The organism is Plantactinospora sp. B5E13, from assembly GCF_039871775.1.
In the GTDB taxonomy this organism is placed as follows: domain Bacteria; phylum Actinomycetota; class Actinomycetes; order Mycobacteriales; family Micromonosporaceae; genus Plantactinospora.
In genome coordinates, this window is the sequence record NZ_JBDPLT010000050.1 from 14,446 (window position 1) to 34,219 (window position 19,774).

At 72.4% G+C, this 19,774-nt stretch carries 18 protein-coding genes; 6 read left to right on the forward strand and 12 right to left on the reverse strand.

Translation table 11 applies throughout. The features are described 5' to 3' along the window. Positions 1 to 34 precede the first annotated feature (34 nt). The 3 genes from allB (at position 35) to ABGB05_RS30560 (ending at position 2,918) form a co-directional block, all read left to right on the forward strand. Positions 35 to 1,345, forward strand: a complete 1,311-nt coding sequence (allB, locus tag ABGB05_RS30550) for an allantoinase AllB (protein ID WP_347657397.1) — start codon at positions 35 to 37, stop codon at positions 1,343 to 1,345. Next, on the forward strand, positions 1,342 to 2,466 hold the full coding sequence (gene alc, locus ABGB05_RS30555; RefSeq protein ID WP_347657398.1) for an allantoicase: 1,125 nt from the start codon (positions 1,342 to 1,344) through the stop codon (positions 2,464 to 2,466). The genes allB and alc overlap by 4 nt, the downstream gene beginning before the upstream one ends. 317 nt (positions 2,467 to 2,783) lie before the next feature. After that, positions 2,784 to 2,918, forward strand: a complete 135-nt coding sequence (locus ABGB05_RS30560) for a hypothetical protein (RefSeq protein WP_347657399.1) — start codon at positions 2,784 to 2,786, stop codon at positions 2,916 to 2,918. A gap of 13 nt (positions 2,919 to 2,931) precedes the next feature. Here ABGB05_RS30560 and ABGB05_RS30565 read toward each other — a convergent pair whose 3' ends face one another. The 4 genes from ABGB05_RS30565 to ABGB05_RS30580 form a co-directional block, all read right to left on the reverse strand. After that, positions 2,932 to 3,684, reverse strand: a complete 753-nt coding sequence (locus ABGB05_RS30565) for an MFS transporter (RefSeq protein ID WP_347657400.1) — start codon at positions 3,682 to 3,684, stop codon at positions 2,932 to 2,934. A gap of 155 nt (positions 3,685 to 3,839) precedes the next feature. After that, positions 3,840 to 5,273 (reverse strand): MFS transporter, encoded by a 1,434-nt coding sequence (locus ABGB05_RS30570; protein ID WP_347657401.1) that lies wholly within the window; start codon positions 5,271 to 5,273, stop codon positions 3,840 to 3,842. Positions 5,274 to 5,524: 251 nt separating this feature from the next. Continuing rightward, positions 5,525 to 6,976, reverse strand: coding sequence for an aldehyde dehydrogenase (locus tag ABGB05_RS30575; RefSeq protein WP_347657402.1), 1,452 nt, complete (start codon positions 6,974 to 6,976; stop codon positions 5,525 to 5,527). Between the two features lie 287 nt (positions 6,977 to 7,263). Next, complete coding sequence (locus ABGB05_RS30580) at positions 7,264 to 8,103, reverse strand: oxidoreductase (protein ID WP_347657403.1); 840 nt, start codon at positions 8,101 to 8,103, stop codon at positions 7,264 to 7,266. A 183-nt stretch (positions 8,104 to 8,286) separates the two neighbouring features. Between ABGB05_RS30580 and ABGB05_RS30585 the strand changes: the two genes are divergently transcribed. Then, positions 8,287 to 8,832, forward strand: a complete 546-nt coding sequence (locus ABGB05_RS30585; protein WP_347657404.1) for a TetR family transcriptional regulator — start codon at positions 8,287 to 8,289, stop codon at positions 8,830 to 8,832. Positions 8,833 to 8,975: 143 nt separating this feature from the next. Here the strand turns inward: ABGB05_RS30585 and ABGB05_RS30590 are convergent, their stop codons facing one another. The 3 genes from ABGB05_RS30590 to ABGB05_RS30600 form a co-directional block, all read right to left on the reverse strand. Further along, positions 8,976 to 9,557: a general stress protein gene (locus ABGB05_RS30590; RefSeq protein ID WP_347657435.1), complete on the reverse strand. Its 582-nt coding sequence runs from the start codon at positions 9,555 to 9,557 to the stop codon at positions 8,976 to 8,978. A gap of 91 nt (positions 9,558 to 9,648) precedes the next feature. Beyond that, on the reverse strand, positions 9,649 to 10,476 hold the full coding sequence (locus ABGB05_RS30595) for a helix-turn-helix transcriptional regulator (RefSeq protein ID WP_347657405.1): 828 nt from the start codon (positions 10,474 to 10,476) through the stop codon (positions 9,649 to 9,651). A gap of 132 nt (positions 10,477 to 10,608) precedes the next feature. After that, a complete protein-coding gene (locus ABGB05_RS30600; RefSeq protein WP_347657406.1) occupies positions 10,609 to 11,994 on the reverse strand; it encodes a glycoside hydrolase family 6 protein in 1,386 nt (461 codons plus the stop codon). 259 nt (positions 11,995 to 12,253) lie between these two features. Here ABGB05_RS30600 and ABGB05_RS30605 point away from each other — a divergent pair, with 259 nt between their 5' ends. Beyond that, positions 12,254 to 13,198 (forward strand): sensor histidine kinase, encoded by a 945-nt coding sequence (locus ABGB05_RS30605; protein ID WP_347657407.1) that lies wholly within the window; start codon positions 12,254 to 12,256, stop codon positions 13,196 to 13,198. Positions 13,199 to 13,220: 22 nt separating this feature from the next. Here the strand turns inward: ABGB05_RS30605 and ABGB05_RS30610 are convergent, their stop codons facing one another. The 3 genes from ABGB05_RS30610 to ABGB05_RS30620 all read right to left on the reverse strand — a co-directional run bounded on the left by ABGB05_RS30610 (position 13,221) and on the right by ABGB05_RS30620 (position 17,169). Beyond that, entirely contained in the window at positions 13,221 to 14,579 is a 1,359-nt protein-coding gene (locus ABGB05_RS30610) for a cation:proton antiporter (RefSeq protein ID WP_347657408.1), read from the reverse strand. Positions 14,580 to 14,716: 137 nt separating this feature from the next. Further along, positions 14,717 to 16,873, reverse strand: coding sequence for a SpoIIE family protein phosphatase (locus tag ABGB05_RS30615; protein WP_347657409.1), 2,157 nt, complete (start codon positions 16,871 to 16,873; stop codon positions 14,717 to 14,719). An 83-nt stretch (positions 16,874 to 16,956) separates the two neighbouring features. Beyond that, the gene (locus ABGB05_RS30620; RefSeq protein WP_347657410.1) at positions 16,957 to 17,169 is read right to left on the reverse strand and encodes a hypothetical protein; all 213 of its coding nucleotides are present in this window, start codon (positions 17,167 to 17,169) and stop codon (positions 16,957 to 16,959) included. A gap of 170 nt (positions 17,170 to 17,339) precedes the next feature. Between ABGB05_RS30620 and ABGB05_RS30625 the strand changes: the two genes are divergently transcribed. Next, entirely contained in the window at positions 17,340 to 18,698 is a 1,359-nt protein-coding gene (locus tag ABGB05_RS30625; protein WP_347657411.1) for an MFS transporter, read from the forward strand. 44 nt (positions 18,699 to 18,742) lie between these two features. On the opposite strand, the gene ABGB05_RS30630 is transcribed toward ABGB05_RS30625, so the two are convergent. Then, the gene (locus ABGB05_RS30630; RefSeq protein ID WP_347657412.1) at positions 18,743 to 19,015 is read right to left on the reverse strand and encodes a hypothetical protein; all 273 of its coding nucleotides are present in this window, start codon (positions 19,013 to 19,015) and stop codon (positions 18,743 to 18,745) included. A 234-nt stretch (positions 19,016 to 19,249) separates the two neighbouring features. Then, positions 19,250 to 19,711, reverse strand: coding sequence for an SRPBCC family protein (locus tag ABGB05_RS30635; RefSeq protein ID WP_347657413.1), 462 nt, complete (start codon positions 19,709 to 19,711; stop codon positions 19,250 to 19,252). Between the last annotated feature and the right edge of the window lie 63 nt (positions 19,712 to 19,774).

Sequence of the window (19,774 nt, forward strand, 5' to 3'; positions counted from 1 at the left end):
CAACCCTGCCGACGACGTGAGGGGAGCGGACCGGGTGGACGACGAACTGGTGCTGCGGTCCCGCCGGGTGTTGCTGCCCGACGGTGAACGCCCGGCGGCGGTCCGGATCCGCGACGGTCGGATCGCCGCGATCGCCGGATACCACGACCTGCCCGGTGTGGACCTGGGCACCCTGGCGCTGCTGCCCGGCCTGGTCGACACGCACGTGCACGTGAACGAGCCGGGCCGGACCGAGTGGGAGGGGTACCGGACGGCGACCCGGGCCGCGCTGGCCGGCGGCATCACCACCATCGTCGACATGCCGCTGAACTCGGTCCCGCCGACGGTCACCGTGCCGGCGCTGCGTGACAAGCGGGCGGCGGCCCGGGACCGCTGCCATGTCGACGTCGGCTTCTGGGGCGGGGCGGTGCCCGACCATCTCGCCGACCTGCCGGCCCTCGCCGCCGCGGGGGTCCTCGGCTTCAAGGCGTTCCTGGTCGACTCGGGGGTGCCGGAGTTCCCGCCGCTGGACCCGGCCGGGCTGGGCCGGGCGCTGGCCGCCGTGGACGCGCTCTTCCTGGTGCACGCCGAGGATCCGGCCGAGCTACGGCCGGCCCCGGCGTCCGCCCGCTACCGGGACTTCCTCGACTCCCGGCCGCCGTCGGCGGAGCGGCGGGCGGTGGAGGCGGTGCTGGCGGTCGCCCGTCGTACCGGCGGCCGGGTGCACATCCTGCACCTGTCCGCCGCGGACGCGCTGGCCCCGCTGCGCGCCGCCCGCCGGGACGGGGTACGGGTCACCGCCGAGACCTGCCCGCACTACCTGGTCCTCGACGCCGCCGAAATACCTGATGGCGCCACCGAGTTCAAGTGCTGCCCGCCGATCCGGGACGCGGCGAACCGGGACGCGCTCTGGGCGGCGTTGGCGGACGGGACGGTCGACTGCGTGGTCTCCGACCACTCGCCGTGTCCGCCGGCGCTGAAACAGTTCGGCGGCGGGGACTTCGCGACCGCCTGGGGCGGTGTCGCGTCCCTGCAACTCGGCCTGCCGCTGGTCTGGACCGAGGCCCGCCGACGCGGGCACGGGCTGGCTGACCTGGTGCGCTGGATGGCCCGCCGACCGGCCGAGATCGCCGGCCTGCCCGCCAAGGGGCGCCTCGAGGTCGGCGCCGTCGCCGACCTGGTCGCGCTGGATCCCGATGCCGGCTTCACCGTCGACCCGGCGCGGTTGTTCCACCGGCACCCGGTCACCCCGTACGCCGGTCGCCGGTTGACCGGGGTGGTCCGGGCGACCTGGCTGGGCGGACGACCGGTCGGCCCGACGGATCCGCCGCGTGGCCGGCTGCTCGCGGCCGGGGTGCCGAGGTGACCGCGGAGCGGTTCGGCGGCCCGTCGGCCGGGGCGGGCGGCGGGCTGACGGAGGCCGATGACCTGCCCGACCTGGCCTCCCGGCTGCTCGGTGGCGGGGTGGTGGCGGCCAACGACGAGTTCTTCGCCGCCCGGGACAACCTGGTCGACCCGGAGCCGCCGACCTTCGCCGCCGGCACCTTCGGGGCCAAGGGACAGGTGTACGACGGCTGGGAGACCCGACGCCGCCGGGAACCCGGGCACGACCACGCGATCGTCCGGCTCGGCGCCCCCGGGGTCGTCCGGACGGTGGTGGTCGACACCTCCTTCTTCACCGGCAACTTTCCGCCGTATGCCTCCGTCGAGGGTTGCGGGATGGCCGGCTATCCGAGTCCGGACGAACTCGCCGGGGCGGATTGGCTGCCGCTGGTGGCCCGGTCACCGCTGCGCGGGGACGCCCGCAACGTCTTCCCGGTGAGCGTGTCGCACCGCTGCACCCACGTACGGCTGCGGATCTACCCCGACGGCGGGGTGGCCCGGCTGAGGGTGCACGGTGTGGTCGTACCAGATCCGGCGCTGTTCCCCGACGGCCTGCTCGACCTCGCGGCGCTGGAGCACGGCGGACTGGTGGTCGACTGCAGCGACCGGTTCTACGGCGCGCCGCAGCAGCTGATCGCCCCCGGCCTGGCCCAGAACATGGGTGAGGGCTGGGAGACCGCCCGCCGCCGTGACGACGGCAACGACTGGGTACGGCTCCGGCTGGCCGCCGCCGGGCAGATCCGCCTGATCGAACTGGACACCAGCCACTTCAAGGGCAACGCCCCGGCCGCCGCCTCGCTGCGTGGCCTGGACGCCCGGCGGACCGATCCGGCGGACCCGTCGGCCTGGTTCGAGATCCTGCCCCGGACCCGACTGCAGCCGGACACCCGGCACCGGTTCCCGGTCGACGGGGCGGCGACCGCCACCGACGTCCGGCTGGACATCTTCCCGGACGGCGGCGTGGCCCGGCTCCGACTGCCGGGGCGACTCGCCCCCGAGGAGCGGACCCGGTTGCGGCGGCGCTGGTCGGAGTCGCTGCCGCCGGGACACGCCAGGCAGTTGGCCGGACCGCCGCCCCGCCCGTCCGGCGCATGGTGGCCGTGACCCCGGCGTTCGGTTGACCGTCGACCGGGGTCGGGACGGCCGACCCCACCGGGCCACTCGGCTGGTGCCGCAGCCGGTAGGCCGATTCGGACGGCGGGCTGGTATCGGCGCGCAGGGCGCGGAACGGCGCGGAACGGTGCAGACAGGTCGAACCCGACGATCCGGTGGTCAGGTCGCGGGCCGAGCCGCGGTCGCGTCCCGTCGGTCGGCGGCGCGGGCATGCTACCCGGCAGATAGGCAGCTCTCCGGGGTTTCCGGCGGCCCAGAGCGGTAACTCCGATACCGAGAACGGTGCCGAGTGCAAGGGGAGGAACAGCATGTCCGGCGAGATCACTGAGGCCGAGCGGAACCTGCCGGAGCCGGCGGCGGTGGAGAGTGAACGGGGGGCCCTGGTCGCGGTCCTGGTGATGGTCGTGCTCGGCGTCGCCGGCATCTTCGCGGTTTCGGCCTGACACCGCCTCGCCGTCACGGACGGACCGCGGTCTCGTGGCCTGATCGGACCGGGGTCCCGCAGTCCGGTCCGAGCGCGGCTGCGTCGCCTGGGCGCAGCGTCCCGGCCTCGTCATACCGTCGGCGGTCGAGCCGGACCGCGGCGAACCCGGCCGCGACGCAGACCCCGGCCGCGAGGGCCAAGGGCACCCGGTGATCGAGCAGGATCAGCCCCGCACCGATCGGGTTGGCGATCGCGACGGGGGCGAACAGCAGGGTGTTCGCGGTTGCGGCCACCCGGCCGAGCAGCCGTTCGGGCGTACCGGTCTGGACCGCGGTGACGGCGGCGACCAGGGTCCAGGGCAGCCCGATCCCGATGACCAGGGAACTGGCGACGGTCGCCGGCCACCACGGTAGGCACCGCAGGGCGGCGCCGGCCGCGAAGACCAGCGCGCCAACCACGCCGGTGGCCAGGGTGCCCCGGGCCCGCAGCAGTCGGCCGACGACCAGGCCGCCGAGGATGGAGCCGGCGCCCTGCGCCGAGGTGAGGACGCCGAGGAAGGTGGCGGTCTCCTTCGCCAGGGCGGCCGGCCGCAGGGCCGCCTCGGCCGCGTCGACCACTACGTAGCTGACGCGGTAGCCGAGCATCATGGTGAAGATGAGCCAGGTCTGGGCCTCGGTGCGGACCGAGGGGAGGGACAGGACGGGGTACACGGTCTGCCAGGGCGGTAGGTCGTGCGGCAGCAGTCTCCATGCGCAGCGGGCCCGCAGCCAGTAAGCAGTGCGCAACCACCCTGCTACCAGCCCACATGCCCGCTGACCGGCTTTTCAGACACCCTCTAGCCCGCCACAGCCATGCTCTGCTGTGCCCAGACGGTGCGTTCTTCGAGCTGAACAATCGTGGTGTGCCGTTGCTGTCGTGGGTTGTTCGGTTGTTCCGTTGATCAGGCCCGGGTGACCGCATCCGGCTGCGGGTCAGGGCTGTCGGTCGCTCGGCCCGGCGGGTGGGCGGCGTGTCGAGCGGGCGCGAGGGCCGCGGCGAGTGCGGCGCCGACGAGGAACAGGGTCAGCACCGAGAAGCCGTGGGTGTAGCCGGAGACGTAGGGCAGCCCGGTATGCGCGAGGTGGCTGGTGACGAGCAGGCTCATGATGGCGGTTCCGATGGCACCGCCGATGGAGCGGAGGTTGGCGTTCATGCCGGTCGCGGCGCCGGCCTGCTCGGCAGGCACGCTGCTGACGATGAGGTTGGCCATGGACGCGAAAGCCAGGCCGACGCCGAGGCCGAAGACTCCCGCTGCGACGGCGATCTGCCACTGCTCGTCATGCAACAGGGCGAGGATGGCGCATGCGAGTGCGGCGAGGCCCGAACCGGCGATCAGCAGGTGCTTGGCGCCGAGCCGTGGTCCCAGGCGGCCGCTGAGGACACCGGCGACGAACATGGCGATCAGCATGGGCAGCATGAGCAGCCCGGATGCGGTGACGCTCGCACCGAAGCCGTATCCGGCCGAACTCGGCGTCTGTACGAAGCCCGGCAGGAAGGCCCAGACCGAGGAGAGGCCGGCGCCGAACAGCAGAGCGGCCGTGTTCGTGGTCCACACCGGCCGCCTGCGCAGAACGCGCAGATCGATCATCGGGCTCGGACTGCGTGACTCGGTGCGCAGCCACAGGCCGAAGAGGACGACGGCCGCGGCGAACAGCGAGATCACGGAGGCGGAGTTCCAGCCCCACCGGCTGCCCCGGCTGACCGGCAGGAGTAGTGCCACCAGCCAGCCGGACAGCAGCAGCGCACTGAGCCAGTTGACGTGTCCCTGCGCACGGTGAGGCGATTCGGGGATGCGGCGCGCGGCTATGAAGGCGGTGACGGCGACGATGGCGACGGGGATCCAGAACAGCCAGCGGTAGTCGAGCGCGGCGACGATGGGCCCGGCGGCGACGATGCCGACGCCGCCGCCCGCGGCGATGACTGCGGAGAGGCTGCTGATGCGGCCGCTGACCTGGCCGGCCGCGAACTGGTCGCGGATGATGCCGAACGAGAGCGGGAACACCGCCCCGCCGATGCCCTGCACGACACGGGCGACGATCAGGACGCCGACGGTGGGTGCCAGCGCCGCGAGCAGGCACCCTACGAGCACTGCCACCAGGACGGCGACGAGCGTGCGCTTCTTGCCGAGCAGATCGCCGACGCGGCCGAGAATCGGGGTGAACACCGAGGCGGACAGCAGATAGGCCGTCATCACCCACGTGGTGGTGGACTGAGAGGTGTGCAGGGCGTGCTGGATCGTCGGCAACGCCGGCGCGATCAGCGACTGCAGCATCGAGAACACGCCCGCACCACTGGCGAGGACCGCGAAGGTGAGGCGGAGCGACTTGCTGGGCATGGAATGGCTCTCCGAGGAACGGAAGGATGGCGAAGGGCGCCGGGAGCAGTCGCACACCGTGATTCGGCGGCCACGGCTCGAGGGGCCTGGCAGGATTCGTGCGGGCGGCATCCCGTGGGCGAGACCGAAGGTCCCGCCGGTGTGCTGCGCAGTCCCCCGGCCGGCCCGTGCCGCGAGTGGGCCGTTTCGCGGGCGGGAGCGGTGCGGGACGGACCTTTCGTTCTCCGGCAGTCCGTCCCGCTGGGGTGTACCTACCGGGTGCGGGTGATCGACTTGTGCTCGACGTAACCGGTCAGGCCGACCTTGCCGTACTCACGGCCGAGGCCGCTGGCCTTGTAGCCGCCGAAGGGGCCGTCGAAGCTGATCGGCGAGCCGTTCAGGGTCACGGTGCCGGTGCGCAGTCGGCGGGCGGTGGCCAGGGCGCGGTCGGGATCAGCGGTCCAGATACCGCCGGACAGGCCGTACTGGGAGTCGTTGGCGATGCGGACGGCGTCGTCATCGTCGTCGTAGGCGATGACGACCAGAACCGGGCCGAAGATCTCCTCCTGCGCGATGCGCATGCTGTTGTCGACGTCGGCGAACACGGTGGGCGTGACGTAGTTGCCCTTCTCCAGGCCTTCGGGGACGTGCGGGCCGCCGGTCACCAGGCGTGCGCCGTCCTCGATACCGATGTTGATGTAGTCGATGACGCGCTGCTGCTGGTCGCGGCGGATCATCGGGCCGATGAAGGTGTCCGGGGCGGAGGGGTCGCCGACCTTCAGTGACTCGACCATCTCCTTCACCGCGGCCACGACCTCCTCGTAACGGCTGCGGGGGGCCAGGATGCGGGTCTGCAGGATGCACGCCTCGCCGTTGTTGCCCAGGGAGCCGAACCGCAGACCCTGCATCGCGGCCGTAAGGTCCGCGTCGTCCAGGATGAGCGCGGCGGACTTGCCGCCGAGCTCCAGGCCCACCCGCTTCAGCTGCTCGCCGGCGATGGAGGCGATACGGCGCCCGGCCCGCGTCGAACCGGTGAAGGAGATCTTGTCCACCCCGGCGTGCGAGACGAGGTACTCGCTGGTCTGACGGTCGGCCGGAAGGACGCTGAGCACGCCCTCGGGCAGGCCTGCCTCGTTCCAGAGGTCGGCCAGCAGGGCCATGCTCAGCGAGTTCTCCGGGGAGACCTTCAGGACGACGGTGTTTCCGGCCAGCAGGGCCGGGACCAGCTTGGCGGTGGCTGCGGAGAACGGCGAGTTCCACGGGATGACGGCGGCGACCACGCCGATCGCCTCGCGGCGCACGATGGTGTCGAAGGACACCGACGGGTCGGACGGCTCGATGATCTCCTCCCAGCCGAACTCCTCGGCCGCTTTGAGGTAGGCGTTGACCTGGCGGCTCAGGAAGGGCTGGCCGACCTTGGTGAACCAGCCGGCGGATCCGTTCTCCGCGGAGATCGCCTCGGCGATCTCATCGGCGCGGGCGGTACGCAGCGCGTCGTAACGGCGTACGACCTCCTGGCGTTCCGCCGGCGTGGTGTGCGGCCACGGACCGTGGTCGAAGGCGGCGCGGGCCGCGGCGACGGCCTTGTCCACGTCCGCCGGCGCGGCCTGCGCCACGCGGCCGATCACCGACTGGTCGTGGGGGGAAAGAATGTCGAGCGTCAACTCCGGGGCGCTGGGGGCAACCCAGGAACCACCGATGTACAGATTGTCGCGAACGGTCATGTCTTCACTGTTCCTTTGTGCAAAGGGGCGAGAGGATGGTGGGAAGGAGGGAGTGGGGGACGCGTCGGCAAGCCGGCAGGTGCGGGCGGAGCCACCTCGCGTGCGGGGATCTGCGCGAAGCCGCTCCGCGCGGTGATGTCGAAAGGACAGGTGGGCGCTCCGACCGGGCTGGCTGAGCCGGCCTTCGGCGGTGGGGCAGCCGCGCCCCGGTGGTTGTGCCGACCACCGGAGCGCGGGCAGCTCCCGATGACGCCCGAGCGTGCGGGCGCATCACCGAAACGAAGCGGTCAGGCGGTGGGGTAGTCCGTGGAGCGGCTGACCTCGGCCCATTCTCGGGCCTCGGCGAGACGCGCCTCCTCGGCGCTGATGGCGATCTCCAGGGCATCGCTACCGAGGAGCAGCCGGCGCGGGGGCTTCGCCGCCTCCACCGCGCCGACGACCGCGCGGGCCATGCGGTCGGGGTCACCCGGCTCGTTGCCGGCGTACTGGGCGAACATCGCGAGCCACGCGCCGACCGTCTCCTCGTAGTCGGCGGTGACGGGACCGGACGGCTCCGCCGCGCCTGCGGCCCAGCCCGTGCGGATGCCGCCGGGCTCGACGATGGTGACCTTGACCCCGAACGGGGCCACCTCATTCGCCAGCACCTCGGAGAACCCTTCGACGGCGAATTTCGCGGTCTGATAGGCACTGAGGCCGGGCGTGCCGCCCACGCGTCCGCCGATGGAGGATATCTGCACGATGTGCCCGGACCGCCGACCCCGCATCACTGGCAGTACCGCCCGGGTCAGGTTGACCACACCGAACAGATTCGCCTCGACCTGCGCGCGGAACTCGTCCTCTGGAAAGTCCTCGATCGAGCCGCTGGTGGCATAACCGGCATTGTTCACGAGCACATCGATCGAACCGAACCGCTCCACCGCCGTCGCCACCACGTCCCGGGCGTCGGACGGCGAGGTGACGTCCAGCGCCACCGCCATCAGCCGCTCAGGATGCTCGGCCCGCAAGGAGGCCAGCGTCTCCGGCCTTCGAGAAGTCACCACGACCCTGTCACCGGCGCCCAGCGCCGCAAGAACCAGAGCCTTGCCCAGCCCCTGCGAGCCACCGGTGATCAGCCAAGTCCGTGACATAGCACATCCCTCTTCTCGTGCGTCATCTCGTCGTTCCCCCCAGCGCTCCAGCGCGGGATCGCCACCCCACAGTAGAGAAATTTCCCGGTACTGTCACACTCAAGTTGCGTTTCCAATGGGTGTTGTGACTCACAAGTTGAATGTTGCGCCGAAAGTGACCACTGGACGTAGAATCTGCAGATCATGAGAGCTGACGCCGCACGCAACCTCACCGCCGTGCTCCAGGCCGGGGCCCAGTTGCTGGCCGAGGACCCGGGCACCTCGATGGCGGCCATCGCCGCCGCCGCAGGAGTAGACCGCACCACCGTCCACCGCCGCTTCGCCAGCCGCGAGGCCCTGCTCAGCGCCGTCTTCCAAGCCAAACTCGACTCCGCCGAACAGGTCCTGGACGAGGCACGCCTCACCGAGGCCCCTGTTCCAGTCGCCCTCCACCGCTACCTGGAAGGCATCATCACCGTCAGCCGTCAATGGCCTGTCGACACGCGCCGCATGATGCAGAAGGACCCCGAGGCCGGCATCCGCCGCCAAGAGCAGAGCGCCCGACTCGACGCCTTCGTCCGCCGCACCATCGACGAGGGCTACCTGCACGCCGGCACCGACGCGGCCTGGGCACGGGCGGTCCTCGACGGACTCGTCGACACGGCCGCCCACCAGTTCCCCGCCATGGATCCCCCGCAAGCCGCCGACCTGGTCGCCAGCACTTTCCTCAGCGGCCTCGGCGCCACCTGACGACCGACCGGATGCCGACCACCGGCGCTTCGTCAACGAATGGTTGACGCTGCCGGGCGAGCCCGGGAAGGTCCGGTGGCCGTGCCGCGCTCCGCAGGGCGGCCGCCGGCGGGACGGCGCTGATCGGTCGGGGGACGACGGTCCTAACCGGCGGCGTCTGCGGGCTGCCCCGGCCAGTTCATCCGGTTGATGAGCTGGCGTGCCTGGTCCGCGAGGGTCGCGTCCACGGTCACCGCGTACTGGTTGGCGCGCAGGCTGCTGGCCGAGGTGAAGTCCCGTCGACCGCCGGTCATCGCGTGCGCGATGGCGCCGAAGATGGCACCCCAGATCGCGCCGATCACCAGACCGACCAGGATCACCGCCCACCAGTTCCCGACCGTGAAGATCCCGAAGAGCAGGCCGATGAAGAGACCGAACCAGGCCCCGGTCGCCGCACCGGCCAGCGCCGCCCGCCCGGTGGTCATGCGGCCCAGCACCGTCTCGACCAGCGTCAGGTCGGTGCCGACGATGGCGGCGCGCTCCACCGGGAACTGGTTGTCGGAGAGAAAGTCGACGGTGTACTGCGCCGACGGGTAGTCGGGGAACGAGGCGACGGTGACGGTGGTCCGCCCCGGCTCGGTACCGTCGCTGCCCGGGGCCCTGGACTGGTCCCCGGACGGCCCGGCCGGGAGGTTGTTGCCGCCGGCCAGACCGGGCACGCCGGGCACTCCGGACTGCCAGGACATTGTCGGGTTCCTGGACATGAAACATCGCCTCCTCTGTCGTCCCGTGAGTCCCCGTCCCCGCAGCGGGGTAAACAACCCGGGCGGGCCCTGGTCAGCCGGCGAGGAGAGTCCTGTCCGCCGGGCCGTGGGGCGGGCGGAGCGCCCTCGCGGTGGCCTCGTCGAGCGGAAAGAACGACTCGACGGAGAGTTCCGCCACGGTGACGTCGAGCGGGGTTTCGAAGGCGAGCACCGTGCTGAAGAAGGAGAGCTGGCGGTCGCCGTCGCGGATCCGTAGCGGCATCAGCACGTCAGCAGGGCCCGGGATCGACAGTTCCGGCTCGGGCTGGTCGCACGGATAACCGCGCAGCTCGTCGTGGAGTTCGGACAACTCGTGGTCACCGGTGAGGTCGACCTGCCGACGGAGCCGGCCGAGCAGCTGAGCCCGCCACTGGCCCAGGTTGAGGATTCGCGGGGCGAGGCCGGCCGGGTGCAGGGTCAACCGGAGCACGTTGACCGGCGGGGCGAGCAGTGACTCGGCGGCACCCGTGGTGAGCAGGGCGGCGCCGCGGTTGGCGTCGGTCAGGTGCCAGCTCCGGTCCACTGCCAGCGCGGGGTACGGCTCATGCGCGAGCAGCACCCGGCGGACCGCCGCGCGGACCGGTTCCAGCGTCGGGGAGTCCAGCGGCGTCCGTGGGTAGACCGGTGCGTACCCCGCGGCCAGCAGCAACTGGTTGCGCTCCCGCAGCGGTACGTCGAGCTGGTCGGCGAGCCGGAGCACCATGTCCCGGCTCGGCATCGCCCGACCGGTCTCCACGAAACTCAGGTGCCGGGTCGAGATCTCCGCCGCGATGGCGAGTTCGAGTTGACTCAGCCGGCGTCGCGCCCGCCAGACACGCAGCAGCCGGCCGACCGGTCGGTGCCGGGCCTCGGCGACCGTCATCTCGTCACCACCGTTCCGATCGTCCGGATGTCTGTCGGGCGCCGCCTGGTCGGGCCGGCCCGCCGCTGGGAGGGTGGGCCGGGTCGTCGCGCCGGAGGGAGTACGACGACCCGGCCCGGCGGATCCGCCGGATCAGCTGGTGCAGGCGGACCCGTTCAGGGTGAAGTTGCTGGGCGCCGGCAGGGTGCCGGTGTAGCTGCCCTGGTATCCGACGCTGACGGTGCCGCCCGAGGCGAGCGACCCGTTCCACGCCGCGTTACCGACGGTGATCTGGGTGCCGGACTGGCTCCACACGCCGCTCCAACCGTTGGCGAGCCGTACACCGGAGCCGACGGTGAAGGTCAGGGTCCAGCCGTTGAGCGCCGCCCCGTTGTTGGTGATCCGGATCTCGGCGGTGAAGCCGCCGGACCACTGGTTGGTGCTGTAGCTGACCCGGCAGGCACCGGTGGCCGGCGGGGTCGTCGCGGGCGGGGTCGTCGCCGGTGGGGTGGTGGGAGGCGCGGTGGTCGGCGGTGCCGTGGTCGGTGGCGTGGTCGGCGGGTTGGGAGCCGCTATCGCCAGGTCGTACGCGCGCTGTGGGACGAACTGGCCCGCGGTGGCGATGCAGCCGTCGGCCTCGCCCGGCAGCTTGATCCAGAGGAAGGCGTCGATCGCCGAGTCGCCGGTGTTGCTGGTGCTGGCGGTGCCGATCGCCCGGCCCGGCGGGTCGCACCATTCGGAGTCGGGGGCGGGACCGTTGCCGTTGCGGCTGGTGTCCACCACGATCTTCAGGTTCGGGGCGCCGGTCGCCGCGACGACCGCCTTGGCGTAGTTGACCGACTCGTTGGTGCTCCGGTAGTTGGAGACGTTGACCGAGATGCCGTCGGCGCTGTTCGCGATGTCGGCGCCGACGAGCCGCGAGGCCATCACCGACGGCGCGTGCCAGGCGGAGTTGCCCGCGTCGAAGTAGACCCTGGCCTGGCTGGACGCCCTCTTGAACGCCTTGCCTGCGTACGCCATCGAGGCGCGGGTCTCGGCCTGCTGGGACTCGGACATGCAGGTGCTCATCAGGGCCAGCACGTCCGGTTCGAGGATGACGGTGGCGGGTCGTCCGGACAGCCCGGCCGCCACCTGGTCGACCCACTGGCGGTAGGCGGTGTGGCTGGGCAGGCCGCCGCTGCTGGCGCCGCTGCAGTCCCGGTTGGGGATGTTGTAGACGACCAGGATCGGAATCTTGCCGGCCGCGGCGGCCGCGCCGACGAAGGAGTCGACCTGTCCGCGTACGGTGCCGGGGTTGTTCTGGGTGTACCACCGGCCCTGGGGGACGCTGGCGATGCGGTCCCGGATGATCGCGGTGCGGGAGTCGTTCGGGTTGGCGGCCACCCAGCGGGCCGCGCTGGTGTCCGGGTCGACGTAGAAGGCCGAGTCGGCGGCCTGGGCCGGGCTGGGGCGCAACAGGCCGACACCGACGGTGGCCGTCACGGCGAGTGCCGTGACGGCTATCGCGCCGGCTGCGGTGAGCGCGGGTCTGAGCTGCATGCGGTACTCCCTCGGGGACGGTGGGAGATTGAGTACTGCCAATGGAAGCGCTCCCATAGACATCGACAACGGTAAGGCCATGTTGCGTCCATGTGAAGCCCTGGTTTCGACGGTCCGGTGTTGTGGCAGGTCACGGGGGTGCCGACTTCTGGTCGACCACGGTGTTCCGTTGGGCGCTCGGCGTCGTCCCCGGTTGCCGTCGACGCGTACGCTGCTGCTCGGAGGTGCGGGTGAACGCGTCACGGGTGGCGGGCGGGCGATGACGTTCAGGTCGGAGGCCCGACGGGAGGCCGGTGCACTCCGGCACGATGCCCTCTTCTACCGGGGCGACGACGACTACGTCGCCGGGATCCGGCTGTTCGTGGAGGCCGGGCTGACCAGCGGTGAGCCGGTCCTGGTCGCCGTCCCCGGGACCCGTCTCGACCTGCTGCGGGCGGCCCTGGGTGCCCCGACCGAACTGCGCTACGTGGACATGGCCCGGGACGGTCGCAACCCCGCGTGGATCATCCCCGGAGTGCTGCACGCCTTCGTCACCGAGCAGGCCGGCCGCCGGGTCCGGATCGTCGGCGAACCCGTCTGGCAGGGGCGTTCGGCGCTCGCCTACCCCCGCTGCGTACAGCACGAGGCACTGATCAACGTCGCCCTCGCCGATGCGCCGGTCAGCATCCTCTGCCCGTACGACGCGCTGCGGCTGGACGCGGACGTCATCGCCGACGCGGCCAGCACCCACCCGTTCCTGATCCGCGACGGCGACCGCCAGCCGAGCGCCGGCTACGGCCGCCCGGAGGACGTTGTCGACGCCTACAACGTGCCCTTTCCCACGCCGTCACCGTCCGCGTCCACCCTCTTCTTCGACGTCTCGGGACTCTCCGGGATGCGCGCCATGGTGGCCGCGCTGGCCCGGGAGGCGGGCCTGACCGCCGACCGGATCGAGGACCTGCGGGTGGCGGCCAACGAGATCGCCACCAACGCCGTGACGCACTCGGGTCGACCGGCGGTGGCCCGGGTCTGGACCGACGAGGAGGGCCTGATCTGCGAGATCACCGGCACGAGTGTGCTCACCGACCGGCTCGCCGGCCGGATAGCGCCGTCGCCACTGCAGGACCGGGGTCGTGGCCTGCTGCTGGTCAACTATCTCTGCGATCTGGTGCAGGTGCACACCGACGACTCCTCGACCACCGTTCGGCTGCACATGTACCGGTGACCTCGGGGCCGCCGGGGCTGGTTCACCGGGCCGTCCGGTCGTCGGCACCCGGGCGCCGCGGTGCCGGGAGAGCCGGTCGTCCGGAGACCGGCTCCGTCACACCGTCGGGCCGGTCGTCCGGTTCCGCCGCCGACCCGGACCGGGTACGCCAGGTACCCCGGTCCAGGCGCTGCATCACCGGTGTCGCGGCCACCCCGTGGACGACGACGGAGATGACCACCACCAGACCGGCGGTCGCCCAGAGCAGGTCGAGTTGGGGGAAATCCGCGTGGCTGGCGGCGTACGCCAGGTAGTAGAGGGTGCCGACGCCCCGGATGCCGAAGGTGGCGATGACCCAGCGTTCGGCCGGGCGTCCGGGCGTACCGAGCAGCGACAGCCAGCCGGTCAACGGCCGGACGACCACGATCAGGACGATCGCCAGCGCCACCGCGGACCAGGTCAACGGGGCCAGCAGACCGGTGACCACGGCCCCGCCGAACAGCAGCAGCAACAGGACGGTGAGCAGTCGCTCCACCTGCTCGGCGAAGTGGTGCAGCACCTGGTGGTACTCGTGCGACCGCTCGGCGGCCCGGATCGCCCGGGCGGTGACGAAGACCGCGATGAACCCGTACCCGCCGACCAGTTCGACCAGGCCGAACGAGAGGAAGGTGGCCGCCAGCGCGAGGAAGCCCTCCGAGTGCCGGGCCAGCCGCAGCCGCTCCGAGCGGACCCGGAAGAACAACCGGCCGAGCAGCCACCCCACCAGCAGACCGCCGGCCAGGCCGACCAGCGTCCGGTACGCCACGTCGACGGTCAACCACCGGCCCAGCCACTGCCCGGGGGCCAGGCCGGCGGTGGCGATCGCGACGGCGGCGTAGACGAACGGGAAGGCGAGACCGTCGTTGAGCCCGGCTTCCGAGGTCAGGGCGAACCGCACCTCGTCCTCCGAGTCCTCCACGTCGGTCGGCTCACCGACCTGCACGTCGGAGGCGAGCACCGGGTCGGTCGGGGCCAACGCGGCGGCCAGCAGCAGCGCCGCCGCCGGCGCCAGCCCCAGCCACCACCAGCCGAGCAGCGCCACCGCACCGATGCAGAGCGGCATCGCCACGGCCAGCAGCCGGAACGTCGACGACCAGCGACGTCGCCCGAACGGTCGGTCGATCTTGAGACCGGCCCCCATCAGAGCCACGATCACGCCGATCTCGGTCAACTGCGTGGTGATGTCGGAGTGGGTCAACGGATCCGGGTCCGGCAGCCCGAGCGGCAGTAGGAACACCACCATGCCGAGCCCGAGGAAGGCGATCGGCATGGAGAGCGGTCGACGTTCCAGCAGCCGCGGCAGGATCCCGGCGAGCAGCGCGCCCAGCCCCAGCATCGCGTACGCCAACGCGGAGAGTTCCATCCGACCACCTCCCGCCGGCTCCACGGCGGCCGGTCGGGGAAGATCCTTCCCCGGATGCCGGACCGCTAAGCGCCGGCGGCGGCCCCGCCCGCCGCGTCCGCAGTGGAGGTGGACGCAGCCGACCGCAGCCGCCGGTGTCAACCGGCCTCGTGCGGTGGGTCGGGCTGTGGGCGGGGGATCAGCATCTCGAACCAGACGGTCGATCCGCGTACCGTCGGGTCGGTCCCCCAGGCGTCGCTGAGCTGCTCGATCAGCCCGAGTCCGCGACCTCGGCTGCTGAGCTTCTCGGTACGCGCCCGGGTCACCTCGCCCCGGGTGCCGCTGTCCGCGACGGACACCAGCAGCCGCTCCGGACTCAGGTCGATCTCCACCCGGGCGGCCGTGCCGGCGTGCAGCAACGCGTTCGTGGTCAACTCGCTGGTGCAGAGGACCGCCGCGCCGACCACCTGCTCGGGCACCGCCCACCGGGTCAGCAGCCCCGTCATCCAGTGCCGCACCCGGCCCGGCGCGGTCGGCTCCGCCGGCACCTCCATGCTCGCCGACCGGCTCGGTGTGGTGGCGTGTTCGACGGCAAGTACCGCGACGTCGTCCTCGGTGTTGCCGAGCACCGCTGCCGTGGCGAGCGCGCAGAGCGTACGCGGGTCGCCGGTGGCGGAGCCGGCGATCGTGGCGGAGAGCGCGGCGAAGCCCTCGGTGAGGCTCTGCTGCCGCCGTTCCACCACCCCGTCGCTGAACAGCAGCAGGGTGTCCCCGGGTGGAAAGTCCACGGTCGCCGTGGCCCGGCGCCCGTGGAGCCCGAGCGGGACCCCCGGCGGCACCTCGAGGTACCGGACGCTGACCGGCCGCCCGGGCGCGGCCCGCCGGATCAGCGGCGGGGGATGACCGGCGCTGGCGATGGTCAACCGGTGCCCGGCCGGATCGATCAGCCCGTAGACGACGGTGACGAAGAGTTCGTCGCTGCGCGCCTCCGCGCCGAGGCTCGCCACGAGCCGGTCCAGTCCGGCCAGCACCGGGGTCGGGTCGGGGTCGCTCAGCGCCAACGCCCGCAGCGCCGCCCGGACCTGCCCCATCAGCGCGGCGGCCTGGACGTCGTGGCCGGCCACGTCGCCGAGCACCACGGCGAGCCGCCCGTCCGGCAATCCGAACGCGTCGTAGAAGTCGCCGCCGGCCGCGTTGCCGTCGACCCCGGCCTCGTACCGGGCGGCGATCCGCAACAGCGGCAGGTCCGGCAGGTGCTCCGGCAGCATGCTCCGCTGCAGCAGTTGTGCGGTGCCGTGCTGGGTCTCGAACCGGCGGGCCCGCTCGGCGGCCTGGGCGACCAGTTCCGTCGAGGCGGTGAGCAGCGCGCGCTCCGCCGGCGGCCAGAAGTGCGGTTGCCGGTAGCCGACCGAGAGCCCGCCCCGCAACGAGGGGGTACGCAGCGGCAGCGCGGCCAGCGCCCGGATCCGCTCGTCGTGCCGGTCGATCGCGCTGTGCCGCAGCGGCTGGCCGTCGCTGGTGAACATCGCCGTACCGCTGTCGGCGGTCAGCAGCACCGGGGAGGGGGAGTCGGCGGGAAGTTGCCGCCACAGTGGCGGAAGCCGCTCGTCGGCCTCGTCCAGCACCTCGCCCCGGATCCGCCGGACGACCCGCCAGCCGGTGCCGTCGTCCACGCCGAACTCGGCCTGGTCCGCCCCGAACGCCGCGATGGCGTTACGGAGCGTGACCCGGGCGACGTCGTCCAGGGTGAGGGTGCCGGAGAGTGCCGAGGCGAGTTCGCCGAGGTTCTGCAACCGCTGGGTGACCTGGGTGGTCTCCGGGGCCACCATGAGCACCCCGACGACCTGACCGGAGGAGTCCCGGACCGCCGAGTAGCCCCGGGTGAGCACCGTCTGCTCCGGTACGCCGGGTTCGTCGCGGACGATCGACAGCGGGCTCTCCCGCTCCAGGAACGACTCACCGGTCCGGTAGACCCGCTCGATCACGTCGCCGATCCCGGGCACCTGCCACATCTCGTGGAACACCTCGGCGGCCGGCCGACCGAACGCGGCCTGCGCCGGCTCGAGCAGTTCGGCGAACCCCGTGTTGTAGATCAGCGTGAGGTCGTCGCCGTACGCGAGCGCCATCGCGACCGGGGCGGAGAGCACCAGGTCGACGACCGCTCGCAGGGCGGGATCCCAGCGTTCCGGGGCACCGAGCGCGGTGTCCGCCCAACGGTGGCCGCCCGGAGGGGGGACGACCCCGGAATCCGGCGCCGGCGGGGGGCCGGCGACGGTGGAGGGGGGAGCGGGAACCCGCCCGACCGTGCCTGGCATGCCAGCAGCCTAACCGGAACGGCCGACTTCGCTCGCTGTCGGCATAACGGACCTGCTCGGAGGCCTGGCTGCCCGGGGGCGAACTACTCGGCCGCGCCGGTCTTGACCGGACGGCGGCGGAGCGCGTCGTCGGCCAGGATCACGGTGGCGACCATCAGGGAGACGCAGAGGCTGAACAGCCACGATCCGTCGTCGACCAGCCGGGCGGAGACCGGGGCCTGCAGCGCGGCCAGCAGGAAGCCCAGCCAGGCGAGGCGACGTTGACGCGCGGAGAGGAAACCAGGAGCCTGATGCATCCCGAAATTCTGCCCTGACGGATCGCGATCGCCGTCCCCCGTTCGGACGATTTCCGGGTGACCCGTCCCGGCTTGATCCGATTCCGCCGCTCTCCACCAGGTCGTGGCGACCGGCGGCGAAGGTCAACGGACGTGGTGGATCGCCCCGGGATCGGGCATGATCGGCGGGCGTGTCCTCCTTCTCCGCTGCGCCGGCTCGGCAGATCCGGGCCTCCCTGCTCCTCCTGGCCTATCTGGCCTTTGTCAGTCTCGGTCTGCCGGACGGTCTGCTCGGCGTCGGATGGCCGTCGATCCGCGCCGAGTTCACGGTCCGGACCGACGCCGTCGGGCTGCTTCTCACCTCGGGCACCGTCGGATACCTCGTCTCCAGCGTGGTCGCCGGCTTCAGCATCGCCCGGGTCGGCGTCGGCTGGTTGCTGGCCGGCAGTACCGCGCTGGCCTCCCTCGCGCTGACCGGCTACGCCAGCTCGCCCGGGCTACCGGTGATGATCGGCTGCGCCCTGCTGCTCGGCCTGGGCTCGGGCGCCATCGACGCGGGCCTCAACGCGTACGCCGCCGGGGCGTTCGGGCCGCGCCACATGAACTGGATGCACGCCTGCTTCGGCCTCGGGGTGGCGATCGGCCCCCTGGTGATGACGACGACGCTCAGCGCCGGTCACTCCTGGCGCTGGGGCTACGCCGTCGTCGCCGGTGCCCAGGCGCTCCTGGCGCTGGCCTTCGTCCTGACCGTCCGTACCTGGACCAGCCGCGGGCGCGCGGACGAGCGGCCCGGGCCGGCGGCGGGGGTGTCGCCGGGTCCGGCCGGCCGGGACGACCTGGTGGTGCCGGCGCCGGCCGGCCCGGACGCGGTGGTGCCGGTGCCGGCGGAGCCGTCGGACCGGGCCGCCGACCGGCCGGTGCGGATCCGCGAGACGCTGGCGCTGCCGGCCGTGTGGTTCGGCGCGTTGACCTTCGCGGTGTACGTGGCGATCGAGGTCGGCGCCGGACTCTGGGCCTTCCTCCTGCTGACCGAGGCGCGGGGGATGGCCGCCGCCACGGCCGGCCTCTGCGTCTCGCTCTACTGGGGCAGCCTGTTCGTCGGGCGGGTCGTCCAGGGTGTGCTGGCGGAACGGCTCGGCACCGGGCTCATGCTGGTCGGCAGCATGGTCGGCATGCTGGCGGGCGCGGTCCTGCTGGCGGTTCCCGGCCCGGCGTGGCTGGCCGTCACCGGTCTGGCCGTGCTCGGCTTCGGGGCGGCGCCGGTCTTCCCGCTGCTCACCCTCACCAGCGCCGAGCGGGTCGGCCGCCGGCACGCCGACCGGGCCATCGGGGTGCAGATCGGGGCGGCCGCGCTGGGTGGGGCACTGATCCCCGCCGGCCTCGGGGTGCTGATCGGTCGTACGTCGGTGGCGGTGCTCGGACCGGCGCTGGTGGTGGCCTCGGTCGTGATGCTGGCGCTCTACTGGGCGTCGCGCCGGCCTGCCCCGCCCGGTGCGTCAGGCGACGCGGCGCCCGACGGTGACGGGGCGGTGCCGGCCGCCGCCGGTTGATCCCGGGAAGGCCGGCGTACCGGGTCCGTCCGCGGCGCGGTGGGTCAGTGCGGCCCGTTGCGTCCGGTGGTCGAGGGGCGGTGCCGGCGCTGGTCGTCGCCGTGTCCGGCGGTACGCTCCGGCGCCGTCCCCGGTTCGGCGGGCTGATCCGCGGCGACCGCCTCCGCGCCGTGGCCGAACGCGGACTCCTCACCCGCGTCGTTACCGGTGACGTCGTCCACCTGGCCGTCCGGGGTCGAGGTGGCCACCACCCGGGTGAGTTCGGAGAGCGGAAGCCGTTCCTCGTCCCGCCAGACGTGCCTGTTGTCGTCGGTCATGTTCTCGCCCTACCCGCCGGGCCCCGGCGACAAACGGCGCCCGGCCAGTGGGGAAACCGCGACCGCTCTGGCCGGGCGGGGCACGATCGTTTCGCGGGGGTGGGATCGTTTCGGTGGGGTGGGATCGCTCGGGCGGGGCGGCGGGAGAACCGGGGGCGGAACGGCGGATGCCCCGGCGGCCACCAGGAACACCTGGTGGCCGCCGGGGCGCCGGACACGATGGCGGTCAGTCCGTCACGGCTGCGGGCGGGGCACCTGGCCCCGCCAGGCGCCGGTCTCGGCGCCACGCCGCTCGATGAACTCCTTGAACCGGTGCAGGTCGCCGGCGACCCGACGGTCCACCATGCCGAGCTTGTCGCCGGCCTTCTCGGTCAAGCCCTGCGGCTCGAACTCCATCTGGGCGGTGACCCGGGTGTGGTTCTCGTCGAGCCGGTGGAAGGTCACCACGCCGGCCTGCCGGGTGCCGCCGGTCGACGTCCACGCCACCCGCTCGTCGGGCAGCTGTTCGGTGATCTTGGCGTCGAACTCCCGGCTGATCCCGCCGATCTCGACCTTCCAATGGGTCATCGTGTCGGAGAGCTGCCGGACCTCCTCGACACCCTCCATGAACTCGGGGAAGTCCTCGAACTGGGTCCACTGGTCGTACGCGGTCCGGATTGGCACCGCAACGTCCACTGACTTGGTCACGCCGCTCATCTGCCATCCTCCTTCTCGTCGATCGGCCGGTCGGTTCTGTCTGATCGGTCGGCTGCTCGCCGG